Annotated in this window: 13 protein-coding genes; 7 read left to right on the top strand and 6 right to left on the bottom strand. The window is 58.9% G+C overall.

Features of this window, described 5'->3' with window-relative positions:
• Positions 1–272 precede the first annotated feature (272 nt).
• A complete protein-coding gene (rhaI, locus tag QSK43_RS24160) occupies positions 273–1565 on the bottom strand; it encodes an L-rhamnose catabolism isomerase (RefSeq protein WP_332305595.1) in 1293 nt (430 codons plus the stop codon).
• A 51-nt stretch (positions 1566–1616) separates the two neighbouring features.
• Positions 1617–3713 carry a bifunctional rhamnulose-1-phosphate aldolase/short-chain dehydrogenase gene (locus tag QSK43_RS24155; RefSeq protein WP_332305594.1) on the bottom strand — a complete coding sequence of 699 codons (2097 nt, stop codon included), beginning with the start codon at positions 3711–3713 and terminating at the stop codon, positions 1617–1619.
• A gap of 200 nt (positions 3714–3913) precedes the next feature.
• Between QSK43_RS24155 and QSK43_RS24150 the strand changes: the two genes are divergently transcribed.
• The 7 genes from QSK43_RS24150 (at position 3914) to QSK43_RS24120 (ending at position 11277) form a co-directional block, all read left to right on the top strand.
• Positions 3914–4744: a DeoR/GlpR family DNA-binding transcription regulator gene (locus QSK43_RS24150; protein ID WP_332305593.1), complete on the top strand. Its 831-nt coding sequence runs from the start codon at positions 3914–3916 to the stop codon at positions 4742–4744.
• A 47-nt stretch (positions 4745–4791) separates the two neighbouring features.
• On the top strand, positions 4792–5802 hold the full coding sequence (rhaS, locus tag QSK43_RS24145; protein ID WP_332305592.1) for a rhamnose ABC transporter substrate-binding protein: 1011 nt from the start codon (positions 4792–4794) through the stop codon (positions 5800–5802).
• A gap of 196 nt (positions 5803–5998) precedes the next feature.
• Positions 5999–7534, top strand: coding sequence for a sugar ABC transporter ATP-binding protein (locus tag QSK43_RS24140; protein WP_332305591.1), 1536 nt, complete (start codon positions 5999–6001; stop codon positions 7532–7534).
• 13 nt (positions 7535–7547) lie between these two features.
• The gene (locus QSK43_RS24135; protein WP_332305590.1) at positions 7548–8549 is read left to right on the top strand and encodes an ABC transporter permease; all 1002 of its coding nucleotides are present in this window, start codon (positions 7548–7550) and stop codon (positions 8547–8549) included.
• Positions 8546–9556: an ABC transporter permease gene (locus QSK43_RS24130; protein WP_332305589.1), complete on the top strand. Its 1011-nt coding sequence runs from the start codon at positions 8546–8548 to the stop codon at positions 9554–9556. The genes QSK43_RS24135 and QSK43_RS24130 overlap by 4 nt, the downstream gene beginning before the upstream one ends.
• A gap of 18 nt (positions 9557–9574) precedes the next feature.
• Entirely contained in the window at positions 9575–9898 is a 324-nt protein-coding gene (gene rhaM / locus QSK43_RS24125) for an L-rhamnose mutarotase (protein ID WP_332305602.1), read from the top strand.
• Positions 9895–11277, top strand: a complete 1383-nt coding sequence (locus QSK43_RS24120; protein ID WP_332305588.1) for an FGGY-family carbohydrate kinase — start codon at positions 9895–9897, stop codon at positions 11275–11277. The genes rhaM and QSK43_RS24120 overlap by 4 nt, the downstream gene beginning before the upstream one ends.
• Positions 11278–11326: 49 nt before the next feature.
• On the opposite strand, the gene QSK43_RS24115 is transcribed toward QSK43_RS24120, so the two are convergent.
• The 4 genes from QSK43_RS24115 to QSK43_RS24100 all read right to left on the bottom strand — a co-directional run bounded on the left by QSK43_RS24115 (position 11327) and on the right by QSK43_RS24100 (position 15767).
• Positions 11327–12163: an alpha/beta fold hydrolase gene (locus QSK43_RS24115; protein WP_332305587.1), complete on the bottom strand. Its 837-nt coding sequence runs from the start codon at positions 12161–12163 to the stop codon at positions 11327–11329.
• Positions 12164–12456: 293 nt separating this feature from the next.
• Positions 12457–13152: an FkbM family methyltransferase gene (locus QSK43_RS24110; RefSeq protein ID WP_332305586.1), complete on the bottom strand. Its 696-nt coding sequence runs from the start codon at positions 13150–13152 to the stop codon at positions 12457–12459.
• Between the two features lie 164 nt (positions 13153–13316).
• The gene (locus tag QSK43_RS24105) at positions 13317–15251 is read right to left on the bottom strand and encodes a putative bifunctional diguanylate cyclase/phosphodiesterase (RefSeq protein WP_045017476.1); all 1935 of its coding nucleotides are present in this window, start codon (positions 15249–15251) and stop codon (positions 13317–13319) included.
• Positions 15252–15260: 9 nt separating this feature from the next.
• The gene (locus tag QSK43_RS24100) at positions 15261–15767 is read right to left on the bottom strand and encodes an oxidoreductase (RefSeq protein WP_045017475.1); all 507 of its coding nucleotides are present in this window, start codon (positions 15765–15767) and stop codon (positions 15261–15263) included.
• Positions 15768–16109 lie beyond the last annotated feature (342 nt).

Raw genomic sequence — 16109 nt, 5'->3', positions numbered from 1 at the left:
ATCATGAAAAACGCTATTCTTGTGCCGCACGGTGTTGCTTCCCTTCGTGTCCGAGATCGTCGCCAAACGCTCGAACACAAGTAGAATCAACACCGTGCGCCTTGTCTACAAAATTTAAACCGGACAGTAGTGGGCCTGTCCCAAGCATCTGCTACCTATCGATTTTGTGAATTTTGGCAGATCCTCGGCACAAGGCCGAGGATGACGTCGCGTTTGAGGCAAGGTTTGTAAGCAGGCTCGGCTTCTCCGCCTATCCCCTCAAACCCCAACCCCTAAACAATCCCGCCGCTGCCGCCTACCGAAGCCGGGCGTTCCGCCGCAACATGGCTGCGATAACCACTCGCCCGGTAAGTCGCAATCGGATCAATCGCGCCGCCCGCCAGCTGCCTTGCTTTAGCGAGAACCGGCTCGACATCCGTGCGATAAGCCCGTTTCAGCGTATCGGAAGCCATCAGCGCATCATTGTCCTGCTGGTAACCGTCGAGAGCCGCGCGATCCACCAGCAGCGCCTGCGCATAGGCGCGGCGGATTTCGTTGGCGCTGGAAATCAGGCTTTCGATCGGGTCCGTCACATTGTGCGACTGGTCGATCATATGGGCGGGATGGAAACCCTTTACGCCGCGATGCTCCGCATCCACCAGCTCGTTAAAGACGAGGAACAGGCGATAAGGCTCGATTGAGCCGGCATCCAGATCGTCATCGCCATATTTGGAATCGTTGAAGTGGAAACCGCCGAGCTTGCCGAACTGGATGAGGCGGGCGACGATCATCTCGATATTTGTGTTCGGCGCATGGTGACCGAGATCAACGAGGCAGAAGGCCTTTTCGCCGAGCGTATTGGCGATGAGGTAATTGGTGCCCCAGTCCTGCACGACGGACGAATAAAACGCCGGCTCATACATCTTGTGTTCGGAAAAAATGCGCCAGTCATCCGGCAGCGCCTTGTAGATATCGGCCATGCCGGCGAGATAACGCTCGAAGCTTCTGGTGAAATTGCTCTGTCCGGGAAAATTGGAGCCGTCGCCCACCCACACCGTCAGCGCCTTGGAGCCGATGGCCTTGCCGATCTCGATACATTCGATGTTGTGCTCGACAGCCTGCTGCCGCGTTGCGGCATCCGTGTGGCTGAGCGAACCGTATTTGTAGGAATGGCTCTGGCCCGGCGCATCCGAGAAGGTGTTGGAATTCATCGCATCAAAACCGAGACCGAGCGCATCGGCATGGGCCTTCAATCGCTTCGGGTCTTGCTTGTCCCACGGAATATGCAGGGAAACATTCGGCGTGGCCCGCGTCAGCTGGTTGATGACGGCGCAATCGTCGAGCTTGTCGAAAATGCCGCGCGGTTCGCCCTCACCCGGAAAGCGGGCGAAACGGGTCCCGCCGGTGCCAACACCCCATGAGGGCACGGCGACGAAAAATTCCGCGACCTTGGCGGTCACAGCGTCGATATCGATGTTGCGGCGCGCAAGCTGGTTGCCCAGCGCGTCGTAATCATCCTTCAGCGCGGCGGCGCGCTTGTCGTTTTCGGCCGCTATCACATCAACGGCGATTTTGGTGTCGGTCATCTCTTCCTCCCCGGTAATGGCGGCGATGCCGCCGCCTGTTACCGTCCCATCTTATCGTGTGAAGCTCTGCGCGTTTCCGGCATCGACATTGATGATGTTGCCGGTCGATTTGGCGGAGGCGTCGGACGCCAGGAAGTAGATCGCCTCGGCGATATCTTCCGGGAACACGTTAAGCTTCAGCATCGAACGCTTGCGATAATGCTCCTCCAGATCGGTCACCTCGATCTTGGAAGAGGCCGCGCGCTGCTCGCGCCACTCGCCATTCCAGATCTTCGAACCGCGCAACACGGCATCGGGATTGACGGTGTTGACGCGAATGCCCGCCTCCGCTCCTTCGAGAGCGAGGCAACGGGCAAGATGAATTTCCGCCGCCTTCGCCGTGCAATAGGCGGAAGCATTAGGCGAAGAGGCGAGACCGTTTTTCGAGGCGACAAACACCACGTTGCCGCCGAGATTCTGACGACGCAGCAGCCGGAACGCTTCCCGAGACACGAGAAAATAGCCTGTCGCGAGAATATCGATATTCTTGTTCCACATGGCAAGCGTGGTTTCCTCCACCGGCGCGGAGGAAGCGATGCCGGCATTGGAGACGAGAATATCCACGCCGCCGAACTCCACGCTCGCTTCCGCGAAGGCCGAAATGACCGCGTCTTCCTTTGTCACATCCAGCTTGACGCTGCGCACCGCATCCGCGCTATAGCGCTTGACGAAATCGCCCTTCGCGGCTTCCAGCGCCGCCTCGTCGATATCGGCGAGCACAACACAGGCGCCCTCAGCCGCCAGCCTTTCCGCCGTCGCCCGGCCGATGCCGCCGGCGCCACCGGTGACGAAGGCCACACGGCCGGCAAGGCTTTTCGGCTTCGGCATGCGCTGCAGCTTCGCCTCTTCCAGCAGCCAATATTCGATATCGAAGGCTTCCTGTTCGGGAAGGCCCTGATATTCGGACACGGTGGAAGCACCGCGCATGACGTTGATGGCGTTGACGTAAAATTCACCGGCGATGCGGGCGGTGGCCTTATCCTTGGCAAAGGACAGCATGCCCACACCGGGGATCAGGAAAATCACCGGATTCGGGTCACGTATATCAGGCGAATTGTCGTGACGGCATGCTTCGTAATATCTGACGTAATCGGCGCGATAAGCCTCGAGCGCTTTGTCGAGACCCGCCGTCAGCGCGTCCACATCGGGCTTCGCCGTATCGAGATCGAGGATCAGCGGGCGGATTTTCGTGCGCAGGAAGTGATCCGGGCAGGATGTACCGAGATTGCCGAGCGGTTTTAGATCCTTGGAATTGACGAATTCGAGAACCGCATCCTGATCGTCGAAATGGCCGAGCTTGCGTTCTTCACGGCCGATGCGACCACGGATTTCCGGCATCAGCCGGGCGGCAATGGCACGTCGTTCGGCAATCGGCAGGCTCCTGGCCACAGCACCGCCGAAAATCGTCTTGCCTTCGGTCTGCGCGGCAAACCATTCGATCGCCTTGTTGATGATGACGAGCGTCAGTTCGTAACATTTCTTGGCGTCGTCATCCCAGGTGAATAGGCCGTGGCTTTCCAGCACAACGCCCTTGGCCTTTGGATTGGCTTTTACGAAAGCCTCGAGATCGAGACCGAGCTGGAAGCCGGGACGGCGCCAGGGAAGCCAGCCGATGTCATCGCCGAAGATCTGCTGTGTCAATTCCTTCGAATTCTTCGAAGCGGCGATAGCGATGATCGCATCCGGATGCATGTGATCGACATGATCGAAAGGCACGAAACCATGCAGCGGCGTATCGATGGAGGCCGCGCGCGGGTTGAGATTGAAGGTGCAATGCGGCAGGAAGCCGACCATGCGGTCCTCGTCCTCGACGCCCTTGTAAATGCCCTTCAGCGCTTCCAGCTTGTCGAGATAAAGTGTGGCGAAGCCGTCGAGCTTGATGGTGCCGACATCGCCGCCGGACCCTTTCACCCACATGACACGAACCTTTTCGCCGGTCAGTGGATCGGTTTCAAGCACCTTTGCGGATGTGTTTCCGCCGCCGTAATTGGTGATGCGCTTGTCGGCGCCGAGCAGATTGGAGCGATAAAGCAGCTTGCCCGGCTCATCGAGCGTCTTGGCATAGGCATCGTCCCAACGGCTTTCGAGAAGGCGGGATTTTCCCGTCATGTCTTCCTCCCAAGTCAAGTCTGTATTCGCGGCGCCGATATCGGCCCGCCTCCGTTGATGGCAGATATCGCGCATACAAAAGCACAATGTCAATCAAAAACGATCATAAATTTTCATGTTGCAGCGCGATATTGATTAATTTGATCGTTCTTGATTGACAACGTAAAGAGATTGCGAATAATCACGATCAGGAGGACCCCATGCACGAACGCGAACGCCATCGCATCATCTTGAGCGCCACACAGGAAAAAGCTGTCGTGACGGTGCAGGATATTGCCGAACTGACGGATGCGTCCGAAGCGACGATCCGCAGGGATATCGCGTCGCTGCACGTTCAGGGCAAGTTGCGGCGCGTGCGTGGCGGGGCGGAAGCGGTGCATCCGCCGCAGCTGGGCAATCTGGCCGCACGGCCCTTCCGCGTATCCGAATCGGTCAACATCGATAAGAAACGCGCAATTGCGCGCAAAGCGGTCGATCTGTGCCACGATGGCGATGCGATCATCCTGAATGGCGGCACGACCACATTCCAGATGGTGCATTACATGGCGGCGCGACGGCTGCAGGTGATGACAAATTCCTTCGCGATTGCGGAGCATCTGGTCAAGCATTCCAAATGCAATGTCAGCGTGCCGGGCGGCGCGATCTATCGCGATCAAAGCCTCATCCTGTCGCCTTTCGAGAATGATGCGATCCGCAATTTTTATGCACGGCGGATTTTTCTCGGCGCACAGGGCGTGGGTGCGCTCGGCATCATGGAATCCGATGCGCTGGTGATCCAGAGCGAACAGAAGCTGATGCGACAGGCGGAAGAGTTGATCGTGATGGTCGATTCCTCGAAGTTCAAAAAACGATCCAGCCTGATTTTATGCCCGCTCGAAAACGTCTCGACCATCATCACCGATGACGGGATTTCGGACGAGGCGGCGCGGATGGTGGAAAATGCCGGCGTCGAATTGCTGATCGCCGGCGCGGCGGGGGATGGCAAGATAGCCCGCCCGCCGGATGAGGAGAATTCTTCTTCGGTCGCCTGAGGAGCACCGATCAGGAAAACAACGTTCAAAACGGGAGGAAAAGAGACATGAAACTTACACGCAGAACATTGACGAGCGTCCTGGCGCTCAGCGCGGCGCTCTCCGTCGCGGGCCTTGGCGGCATTGCCCAGGCCGCCGACGTGAAGATCGCCCTGGTGGTCAAATCGCTCGGCAACGGCTTTTTCGAAGCCGCCAACAAGGGCGCGCAAGAGGCCGCAAAAGACCTCGGCGGCGTCGAGATCATCTATACGGGTCCGACCAGCACCACGGCAGAAGGCCAGATCGAAGTCATCAATTCGCTGATCGCGCAGGGCGTCGATGCCATCGCCATTTCCGCAAACGACCCGGACGCCGTTGTTCCCGCGCTGAAAAAGGCGACGCAGCGCGGCATCAAGGTCATCTCCTGGGATTCCGGCGTTGCGCCTGAAGGCCGCATTCTCCAGCTCAACCCCTCGTCCAACGCGCTGATCGGCAAGATGTGCCTGCAGCTCGCCGCGGCGCATCTGGAAGGCGGCAAGGGCGATTTCGCCATCCTGTCGGCCACCACCACCTCTACGAACCAGAATGTCTGGATCGGCGAGATGAAGAAGCAGCTCAAGGATTTCCCCGGCCTCAACCTCGTCACCACCGTTTATGGCGACGACCTTGCCGACAAGAGCTACCGCGAGGCACAGGGCCTGCTTTCCTCGCAGCCGAACGTGAAGGTCATCGTCGCACCGACGACGGTCGGCGTTCTCGCCGCCTCGCAGGCCGTGAAGGATGCGGGCAAGATCGGTCAGGTCTTTGTGACCGGCCTTGGCCTGCCGTCCGAAATGGCCGGAGCCATCAAATCCGGCGCGACCAAGGAATTCGCCATTTGGAACCCGATCGACCTCGGCTATTCCGCCACCCAGATCGCCTATCGCCTCGTGAAGGGTGAAGCAGACGGCAAGCCGGGCTCGGAAATCGAAGCGGGCCGCATGGGCAAGATCAAGGTTGGCGAAAACAGCGAAGCGGCGATGGCCGATCCGTTCATCTACGACGCCAAGAACATCGATCAGTTCTCGAAGATTTTCTGATCGTTCAAACGATGTCCGGTGGCTCCAGCCACCGGGCGATGACAACCGCAACCACATACTCGACGTCATCCTCGGGCTTGACCCGAGGATCCATGACGCATGCTAGGGTAGATCCTCGGGTCAAGCCCGAGGATGACGTCGAGTGCGAGTTTTGCTTCTTGCCCCCTAAAGACCGCTCAGGTTCGCAATAATGACAATGGCAGCAGAAAAAATGACCAATGCGAACGCGCCAGCATCGGCAAGCTCCATGCCCATTCTGGAAATGCGCGGCATCAGCCAGATATTTCCGGGTGTGAAGGCGCTGGATGGCGTCGATATCGCACTTTATCCCGGCAAGGTGACGGCGCTGATCGGCGAAAACGGTGCTGGAAAATCCACGCTCGTCAAAATCCTGACCGGTATCTACCGCCCCAATGAAGGCGAAATCCTTCTCGATGGACAGCCTGTCCATTTTCACGGTGCGCAAGACGCCATCGATGCCGGCGTAACCGCCATTCACCAGGAAACCGTGCTATTCGACGAGCTTTCCGTAGGCGAAAACATCTTCCTCGGCCATGCTCCAAAAGGGCGTTTCGGCCTGATCGACTGGAAGACCATCAATGCGCGCGCCAAGGTTCTGCTGGAGCAGCTCGAAAGCACCATCGATCCGTCCATCCGGCTGAAGGACCTTTCCATCGCGCAGCGCCATCTCGTGGCAATCGCCAGAGCGCTTTCCGTCGAGGCGCGGATCGTCATCATGGATGAGCCGACGGCCGCCCTTTCCCGTAAAGAAATCGACGATCTCTTCCGCATCGTCGAAAACCTGAAGCGGCAGGGCAAGGCGATCCTCTTCATCAGCCACAAATTCGACGAGGTCTATGAGATCGCCGAAAATTACGCGGTGTTCCGGGACGGGAAGATGGTCGGCGCGGGCAATCTCGCGGCCACGCCGCAGGACGAAATCGTGCGGCTGATGGTCGGCCGCGACGTGACGAACGCCTTTCCCAAACAGGCGGTCGCGCTCGGCCCGACGGTTTTGTCGATCCGCAATTATTCGCACCAGACCGAATTCCGCGATATTTCACTCGATCTGCGCAAGGGTGAAATTCTCGGCCTCTACGGGCTGATCGGGGCCGGACGTTCGGAACTGTGCCAGTCGCTATTCGGCATAACCCGCCCGTCCTCCGGACAGATAATGCTGAACGGCCAGCCGCTCGCCATCCGTTCGCCGGAAGATGCGATCCGCGCCGGTATCGTTTATGTGCCGGAGGAGCGCGGACGCCATGGGCTGGCGCTGGACATGCCGATCTACCAGAACATGTCGCTACCCTCTCTCGCGCGCACCTCGCGCAAGGGGTTTCTCGCGGCCGCAAACGAATTTGCGCTGGCGCGCAAATATGCCTCGCGCCTTGACCTGCGCGCCGCCGCCCTGTCCGTGCCCGTCGGCACGCTTTCCGGCGGCAACCAGCAAAAGGTGGTGATCGGCAAATGGCTTGCCACGCAGCCGAAAGTCATCATTCTCGATGAGCCCACCAAGGGCATCGACATCGGCTCGAAGGCCGCCGTGCACGGTTTCATCAGCGAACTTGCGGCCGAAGGTCTCTCGATCATCATGATTTCATCCGAACTTCCCGAAATTCTCGGCATGTCCGACCGCGCCATCGTCATGCGCGAAGGCCTGATGGCGGGCCTGTTCGAACGCACCGATTTTTCTCCGGAAAAGCTGGTGCGCGCCGCCACCGGCAACGCCTGAGAGGGGCAAAACCATGCAACGTTTTCTCAAAAATCGCGAATGGCTGCTGGCGGGCATCATCATCGTCATGATTGCCGGCTTTGCACTGCGCGCGCCCGGTTTTAGCCGGCCGGCCAATCTGGTCAACATCTTCAACGATACCTCCATCCTCATCATTCTGGCGCTCGGCCAGATGGCGGTCATTCTCACCAAATCCATCGATCTTTCGGTTGCCGCTAATCTCGCCTTCACCGGCATGGCGGTGGCGATGACCAATGCCGCCTTTCCTGGAATTCCATTGCCGTTTCTCATCGCCATGGCAATCGGCATCGGCGCGTTTTTGGGGTCGATCAATGGCGTGCTGGTCTGGTGGCTCGGCATACCGCCCATCGTCGTCACGCTCGGCACGCTCACCATCTATCGCGGCATGGCCTTCGTGCTTTCGGGCGGCGGCTGGGTGAACGCGCACCAGCTTTCGCCCACCTTCCTCAACGTGCCGCGCACCACGGTTCTCGGCATGCCGGTTCTGTCCTGGGTCGCCATCCTCATCATCGCCGGCGCCTGGCTGGTGCTGAGCCGGACGTCCTTCGGCCGCTCGGCCTATGCCTCCGGCGGCAATCCGGGCGCTGCGGTCTATGCGGGCATCGATGTCGGCCGCACGCGCTTTCTTGCTTTCGTGCTGTCAGGCGCGCTGGCAGGACTTGCCAGCTACCTCTGGGTGTCGCGTTATGCCGTCGCCTATGTGGATATCGCCGCCGGTTTCGAACTGGATAGTGTGGCGGCGAATGTGATCGGCGGCATTTCCATTGCCGGCGGCATCGGCTCGGTGGCGGGCGCTGTGCTGGGCGCGCTGTTCCTTGGCGTCATCAAGAACGCCCTGCCCGTCATCGGCATATCGCCCTTCGCGCAAATGGCGATTTCCGGCGTAGTGATCGTCCTCGCCGTTGTCTTCAACGCCCGTGCCGAAGCTCGAAAAGGCCGCATCATCCTGCGCGACCGGGCAGCAAGCGATCAGGCCAAGGAGGCCGCAGCATGAGCACCAGTTCTCAACCGACGCAGAAGCCGCGCATCATTCCCGACAAGCTCGGAACGCCGCTGCGCCGTATCCTGGCCAGCTGGGAAGTGCTGCTGCTCGGCGTCGCGATCCTCATCTTCATCGCCAACTCGCTCGCCTCTCCCTATTTCCTCAATGCCTGGAACCTGTCGGACGCGACCTTCAACTTCACCGAAAAGGCGATCATCGCCTTTGCGATGGCGCTTCTGATCATCGCCGGCGAAATCGATCTGTCTGTCGCCGCCATCATCGCGCTCGCCTCCACCGCCATGGGCGCTGCGGTGCAGATGGGTGTGGGCACGCCCGGCCTCGTTGCCATCGGCATCGGCACCGGGCTTTTATGCGGAGCTTTCAACGGTTTTCTCGTCGCTGGCCTGAAACTGCCATCCATCGTCGTCACCATCGGCACCATGAGCCTGTTTCGCGGTATCTCCTACATGGTGCTGGGCGATCAGGCCTATGGCAAATATCCGGCGGATTTCGCCTATTTCGGTCAGGGTTACGTCTTCTCGGTCATCTCCTTCGAATTCGTGCTGTTCCTCGCCATGGCCGTCATCTTCGCCATTCTGCTACACGCCACTAATTTCGGCCGGCAGGTCTACGTGATCGGCAACAATCCGTTTGCCGCCCGTTTTTCAGGTATTCCCGTCGAACGGGTAAAGTTCATCCTCTTCCTTTTGACTGGTCTGATGAGCGGCATCGCCGCCGTCTGCCTCACCTCGCGGCTCGGTTCCACCCGCCCCTCGACCGCTCAAGGCTGGGAGCTTGAGGTCGTGACCATGGTGGTGCTTGGCGGCGTCTCCATCCTCGGCGGCTCCGGCACCATCGCCGGCGTCGTCATCGCCGCCTTCGTTATGGGCCTCGTCACTTTCGGGCTGGGGCTCCTCAACGTACCCGGCATCGTCATGTCGATCTTTGTCGGCCTGCTGCTGATCATCACCATCGCCATTCCCATCGTTGTGCGCCGCCTTCGCGCCCTCAGAAATTGAATGAAGAGAAACTGCGCCATGCCGGAACTCGAAAAACACGCCTTCAAGATGAAACTCCTCGCCGGCAGGCAAGCGGAATATAAAAGACGCCATGACGAGATATGGCCGGAACTGGTGGCGCTGCTGCACGAAGCGGGCGTGAGCGACTATTCGATCCATCTCGATCCGGAAACCAACATCCTGTTCGGCGTGCTGACGCGCCCGAAGACCCACGGCATGGCGGCATTGCCCGAGCATCCCGTGATGAAGAAATGGTGGGCGCATATGGCTGACATCATGGAAAGCAATCCCGATAATTCGCCTGTGGCGAAAGACCTCGTGACGCTGTTCCATCTGCCATGAACGACAAGATCAAGCCCCGCCGCATCGCGGTCATCGATATCGGCAAGACCAACGCCAAGGTCGTCGTCATCGATACCCAAAGCGGAGAAGAGATCGCCGGCGAGAGGCGGAGCAATCCTGTCCTTCGTGACGGAATTTATCCGCATTACGATGTGGAGATGCTCTGGAGTTTTATCCTCTCTTCTCTGAAGCGATTTGGCCAGGAACCGGGCTTCGACGCGATTTCCATCACCACCCATGGCGCGGCGGCGGCACTTCTCGACGAAAACGGCGATCTGGCTATGCCCGTGCTGGATTACGAGCACAGCTATCCCGCAGCTATTCAGGAAGCCTATCTCCGCATCAGGCCGGATTTTGCCGAAACCGGCTCGCCGCTACTTCCCGCCGGGCTGAACCTTGGCGCGCAAATCCATTTCCAGAAAACCGCATTCCCGCAGGAATTTGCCCGGGTGCGCAGCATCGTCACCTATGCGCAATATTGGGCGGGGCGACTGACCGGCGTTCAGGCCACAGAAACCACCTCGCTTGGCTGTCATACGGACCTCTGGAACCCTCGCCAAAAGACATTCTCCTCGCTGGTCGCGCGCCTGAGCGTCGAGCGATTGATGGCGTCGGTGCGCTCCGCCTTTGATGTGCTCGGGTCAGTCCGCAAATCAGTAGCGCAGGAAACAGGCCTGCCACCGGATATGCCGGTCTATTGCGGCATCCATGATTCCAATGCGTCGCTCTTGCCGCATCTGCTGCGCCGGGAGGATGATTTTTCCGTCGTCTCCACCGGCACCTGGGTGGTGAATTTCGCAATCGGCGGCGTGGCGGATACGCTGGACCCCGCCCGTGACACGCTTTTGAATGTCGATGCTCTCGGACGTCCCGTTCCTTCCTCCCGCTTCATGGGCGGCAGGGAGTATGAGATGTTGACGCAGCAATTCGGGCCTGCCCCGGACGAAGAGAGCAAAGCAGCGCTCGGCGGCGTACTTACGAAAGGCATGATGCTGCTGCCCAGCGTCGTCGACGGCTCAGGCCCCTTCCCCGGCAACACGGCGCGCTGGATCGCCGACCAAAATGCCACGGTTGCGGAACGGCACGCGGCAGCAGCACTTTATCTCGCGCTGATGACGGAGTTCAGTCTTTCGCTGATCGGGCGGAAAGGCCCGGTTTTGGTGGAAGGCCCATTCGCCAGCAACGCGCTTTATCTCAAGGCGCTGGCCGGCTTTGCCGATACGGACGTGATCGCTGTTAGCGGCTCCACCGGCACCAGCGCGGGTGCCGCACTCCTTACCGGTATCAGGCCGCTTCCCGGCCGGGAGCGTCATTTCGCTCCCAACGCCATTGCCGGACTTCGCGCCTATCGCGGGGCGTGGCAAGCCCGTCTGGCTTGACGCAAAATGCGACCGGAATATCCGGCCGCATTCCGATTTTGCAGAAGGATCAGCCCTTGATGAAGGCCAAGAGATCGGCGTTCAGCACATCGGCATTCACGGTCAGCATGCCGTGTGAGAAGCCGGGATAGGTCTTCAGCGTGCCGTTCTTCAAAAGCTTCACCGACTTCGGCGCGGAATCCGCTATCGGCACGATCTGGTCGTCCTCCCCGTGCAGCACCAGCGTCGGAACGCTGATCGCCTTCAGGTCCCCGGTCTGATCGGTTTCTGAAAAGGCCTTGATGCCGTCGAAATGCGCCTTGGCTCCGCCCATCATGCCCTGCCGCCACCAGTTCTGGATCACACTTTCAAGAACGGTCGTGCCGTCGCGGTTGAAGCCGTAGAACGGACCGGCGGGGACGTCGCGGAAGAACTGCGCACGGTTGCTGGCCAGCGCCGTGCGGAAGCCGTCGAAAACCTCCATCGGCAGACCTTCGGGGTTGGCCGCAGTCTTGAGCATCAGCGGCGGCACGGCGGAAACGAGAACAGCCTTGGCAACGCGACCCGCCGGTTCGCCATGTTTTGCGACATAACGCGCCACTTCGCCACCGCCGGTGGAATGGCCGATATGCACAGCATTATTCAGGTCCAGCGCTTCGACGACAGCAAAGGCGTCGGCAGCATAGTGGTCCATATCATGACCTTCGGAAACCTGCGCCGAGCGACCGTGGCCACGGCGATCATGGGCGACGACACGATAACCCTTGGAGAGGAAGAACAGCATCTGCGCATCCCAGTCATCGGACGAGAGCGGCCAGCCGTGATGGAACACGATGGGCTGGGCATCCTTCGGGCCCCAGTCCTTGTAGAAGATTTCGGTTCCGTCTGTCGTCTTAACAAAGCCCATGATCGTTTCTCCTTCGGTTGCGTTGGCATCGTCCGGTGCGACCTTTGTTGTGCACCGGTTTGATGGAGGGATGATGACGCGGGGAAACGGCTGCAACAATTGCAATAATAATTCGGAGTTAATTGCTTATTTGGCAATAATAGCCTTCTCGTCCGCTGTCTTAAATTCTGGGTATCGGCGCTAAACGACACCAAGCCCAAAAAGTTGCGGCAGAAGGCGCAAACGGGTCGAAATATCCAACCCGGCTAGTCGCTTTTCTTTAAAAAATTAATGCAGACGATGCGCTGGAGCTTTCAATCCACCTCGGGATCGTATTCCCTCGGGTTGTCATCCTTCGAGAACAGCACGCAAGGGCCACGAGAGCCGCGCGGATCATAGGCATATCCCTTGGCGGTCAGCGCCTGCATGATGTCGCGAACCCCGGCAAGGCCATAAAGGTGGTCGTGCAGCTCGACGAATATCCGCTCCACGCCGGCAAGCTCGGCCCTGCCGAGCAGATCGCGTTCCGCACCCTCGATATCCATGACGAGCGCGGTGATACCTTTGCTCGCGACGAATTCGTCGATATTCTCGGACGAGATTTCGATGCGCTGCTCATACGGCCCCTGATTTTCGTCCATGGACGACATCCAGAGATCCTTGCGGACATAAAAAGGGTAGGTGCGCGGCGCGTCGGCGGTGAGAAGCCCCTGCGAAAACACGACATTGCCCCGGCAATTGGCCTTGATCACCCGTTCCGCCAGCGCCGCCGTCGAGGGATTGGCCTCGAACGCCCATACGGAAACATCCTCTATGCCGGCGATGATCGAGGTGATGATCCCGATACCGGATCCCAGCTCCAGCACGCGGTCGCCGGGTTTGATGGCTTTCAGGACGCTGCGGGCCTCTTTCGCCTCATAGCTGCCGTCGGTCAGCGCCTGCCATATGACGGGCGACACCTCATCGGAAGAGAGAGGCAGAACTACTCCATGCACGTCCAGTATTTCCATGTTTCCAAGCCTTTTCGCAAACCCGGTCGCTTCGCCAGAATGATCCCGCATCGACCGGGAATGCTCTACAACATCGGCGCGGCAACCGATATCGGTTTTCGCGTGCGACGATGCATCCTCATGAGAATTTGACGCCAGCCCCCCGCATGAAAGCAAACCCGGTTTCAAACGGAACTCCAGGCCACCAGTTCCTTGGCCGGCAACGGTCTGCTGATCAGATATCCCTGAACCAGATCGCATCCCAGACGTTTGACAAGCTCATATTGCTCCTCCGTCTCGATGCCTTCCGCGATGGTGGTCATTCGCAGACTGCGGCCGACGCCGACCACAAATTCGACGATCGCCAGCGCGTCGCGATCGCTGGTAATATCGCGCAGAAACGACCGATCGATCTTTATCTTGTCGAAGGGCACACCCCGCAAATTCGCCAGCGAGGAATAGCCGGTGCCGAAATCATCCATGGCGATCTGGATGCCGACGGCCTTCAGCCGCGACAGCGTGTTGATCGTCTGGTCGCTCTTGTTCAGCAGGATCGATTCGGTAATCTCCAGCTCAAGCCGGCTCGGCTCCAGTCCGCTTTTTTCGAGCGCACCCATCACGTTCTGAATGAGGTTGGTGCTGTGGAACTGAACCGGCGAAAGATTGACCGCCACCTTCATGTCCTCGTCCCACCCCATCGCCTCACGGCAGGCGGTCTCCATCACCCATTTTCCGAGTGAATGTATGAGACCGGTTCTTTCCGCAACCGGAATGAACACGCTGGGCGGCACATCGCCCCGCACCGGATGCTTCCAGCGCAAAAGCGCCTCGAAGCCGCAAAGCTTACGGGTCTGCGTCGCCACCTGCGGCTGGTAATAGACCTCCATCTCGTCGTTCTGCAGCGCTGTCTGCAAATCGGCCTCGAAGGATTTCTTCTCGGTCAGCTGCTTCTGCATGCGGACCTTGAAAACACTCGCCCGGCCAGGGCCGATGGCCTTGGCCTCATAAAGAGCCAGATCCGCGCGCTTGAACAATTCATCCGCATCGACGGCGCCGTGCGATATGGCGATACCGATGCAGGTGCCGATTTTGACCTCCTGCTCGCCGAGCTGATAGGTCCGGCTGATCTGGTCGATCAGCTTCGAGGCGAGACGGCGCGCCGTATCCTCGTTGAGATCGTCAGACACGACGGCGAATTCATCCCCGCCGAGGCGGCAAACCATGTCGTAATCACCGCCGATGCCGGAAAGGCGCTGCGCCACGGCCTGAAGCAGGGCATCGCCCGCATCGTGGCCGAGCGTGTCGTTGACGTCCTTGAACCCGTCGAGATCGAGCAGAAGGATGGCCGTCGTTCCGTTGCCGCCAAAGGAGCGACGCAGCCGCTCGACCAGTTCCTGTCGGAACAGCGCGCGGTTCGGCAGCCCCGTCAGCGCATCGTGATAGGCATCGTGTTCCAGCCGTACATTCTTCGCCTGCAATTCAAGCGTGGCGGCGCGCAGGTCGTCCGTCAGGCCGCGCATGCTTTTTTGTGCGCGGTTGAGCAGATCGTTCTGACGAAGCAGCAATATTACAAGCGCGATGCCACACAGGATCAGGCCGCCCGCAAGTGCCGTGTAGACGATATGCAGCTTGCGCACATCCTCGTGGGCCGTGTCGATCAGATTGACGTCGTAAGCGACCGAAGACGATGCCAGCGTCGTCATCGGTGCGTCGAGCGCACTCATCGTGGAGAGCAGATCCGGGATATCAGGTGGCTTCAGATTGCCCATCTGCTGTTCCAGACGGGCCAGAACCGCATCGAGGCGGGTTACGAGATCTCGCCACTGCTGCTTTTCATCGATGAAAGCCCCCAGATTGCCCTGCTTCAAAAGCTCCAGACGGCTCAGCATGATATCCAGCCGCAGCTGCAATTCGTCCCGGTCGATCTCACCGGGGCTGAGCGCGAACACGGCCAGCTTGTTCTGAAGACGCAGATATTCGGCTACCGTCTGGCTGACCGCCCACGAATCATTATAGCGGGCGAATTTCTGCAGAGCGGTCTGCCGCTCGGCAATGACGAAAGCGATATAGCCCGTTGCCAGGACGAAGCAACAGATGATCACCGCCACAAGTTTTCGCAAACGGCACCTTTATTCCACTATCAATTTGGCGACTTGCCATGCGGACCGCGAATAATAGGTCTGTTTCTGCAGCTCCGGGTCGCTATCATAGGGATAAATGACAAACAACGGGCCCTTTTCGCGAACTGTCATGTAATCGCCATCCAGCTTGATCGCGAGGATAACGTTAAATTTCTTAAAATCCTCAACCGGTATCGTGCTGACATAATCGTTGAGAGCAACCGCCGTGACGCTGGTGCCTTTTGCGCCGACGACGTCCATCAATTTTGCCAGCGACACACCATCGAAACGGACACGGCCATCATGCCAGGGCGTCGTTGTCTCCACCGTCACCATGCCCAGCGCCTCCAGCATGTCGCGATCGAATACCGCGGCGCCATCGACGTTGGTGATGGTGATGTTTCCGGAGATGGTTAATATCGGCTTGCCCTGCGGATTGGCGATCGTCCCGGCCTCGGCACAGGAAAACCACGCGAGCGACAAGAACGCACTGAGAAGTACCCGGGCGAAACTCATTGTTTTTCTCCATCGATAACGTTCAAGTCGAGGGTTTTCGCCAACCTTGGAAGGTCAAGGGAACCGACGCCTGCAATATATATCAGGAATGAATGTTATATCCTCAGTGAGATTTTATCCGTATTTTCTCTAGGTTTTCAGTAAACCCTTTGGATGATTTTTCCGTCTTATTGTATTTTTTCACATTTCACGCACTGTTATGACGCAAGCGACAAGCCGAGAGAGCCCCTCCCGTCAATTCGTCCGGCGCGACGAAGGCCGAATTGTGGCACGCGCTTCCCCGATCGTGAACAGAAACACGTGATTCGTTTTGGTGAGACAGGATTGGACCCAACAGGACAG

Source organism: Rhizobium sp. GR12, assembly GCF_036596185.1.
GTDB lineage: Bacteria > Pseudomonadota > Alphaproteobacteria > Rhizobiales > Rhizobiaceae > Agrobacterium > Agrobacterium nepotum.
Note: the sequence above shows the minus strand (reverse complement) of the source record. Positions and strands in the feature narration are given on the sequence as shown.

What these genes read in the sequence shown, in the direction of transcription:
- rhaM (WP_332305602.1), top strand. Translation starts at nt 9,575, where the DNA reads ATGCCGGAACTCGAAAAACACGCCTTCAAGATGAAACTCCTCGCCGGC.
- rhaS (WP_332305592.1), top strand. Translation starts at nt 4,792, where the DNA reads ATGAAACTTACACGCAGAACATTGACGAGCGTCCTGGCGCTCAGCGCG.
- QSK43_RS24150 (WP_332305593.1), top strand. Translation starts at nt 3,914, where the DNA reads ATGCACGAACGCGAACGCCATCGCATCATCTTGAGCGCCACACAGGAA.
- QSK43_RS24140 (WP_332305591.1), top strand. Translation starts at nt 5,999, where the DNA reads ATGGCAGCAGAAAAAATGACCAATGCGAACGCGCCAGCATCGGCAAGC.
- QSK43_RS24110 (WP_332305586.1), bottom strand. Translation starts at nt 13,152, where the DNA reads ATGGAAATACTGGACGTGCATGGAGTAGTTCTGCCTCTCTCTTCCGAT.
- QSK43_RS24120 (WP_332305588.1), top strand. Translation starts at nt 9,895, where the DNA reads ATGAACGACAAGATCAAGCCCCGCCGCATCGCGGTCATCGATATCGGC.
- QSK43_RS24155 (WP_332305594.1), bottom strand. Translation starts at nt 3,713, where the DNA reads ATGACGGGAAAATCCCGCCTTCTCGAAAGCCGTTGGGACGATGCCTAT.
- QSK43_RS24130 (WP_332305589.1), top strand. Translation starts at nt 8,546, where the DNA reads ATGAGCACCAGTTCTCAACCGACGCAGAAGCCGCGCATCATTCCCGAC.
- QSK43_RS24115 (WP_332305587.1), bottom strand. Translation starts at nt 12,163, where the DNA reads ATGGGCTTTGTTAAGACGACAGACGGAACCGAAATCTTCTACAAGGAC.
- QSK43_RS24100 (WP_045017475.1), bottom strand. Translation starts at nt 15,767, where the DNA reads ATGAGTTTCGCCCGGGTACTTCTCAGTGCGTTCTTGTCGCTCGCGTGG.
- rhaI (WP_332305595.1), bottom strand. Translation starts at nt 1,565, where the DNA reads ATGACCGACACCAAAATCGCCGTTGATGTGATAGCGGCCGAAAACGAC.
- QSK43_RS24135 (WP_332305590.1), top strand. Translation starts at nt 7,548, where the DNA reads ATGCAACGTTTTCTCAAAAATCGCGAATGGCTGCTGGCGGGCATCATC.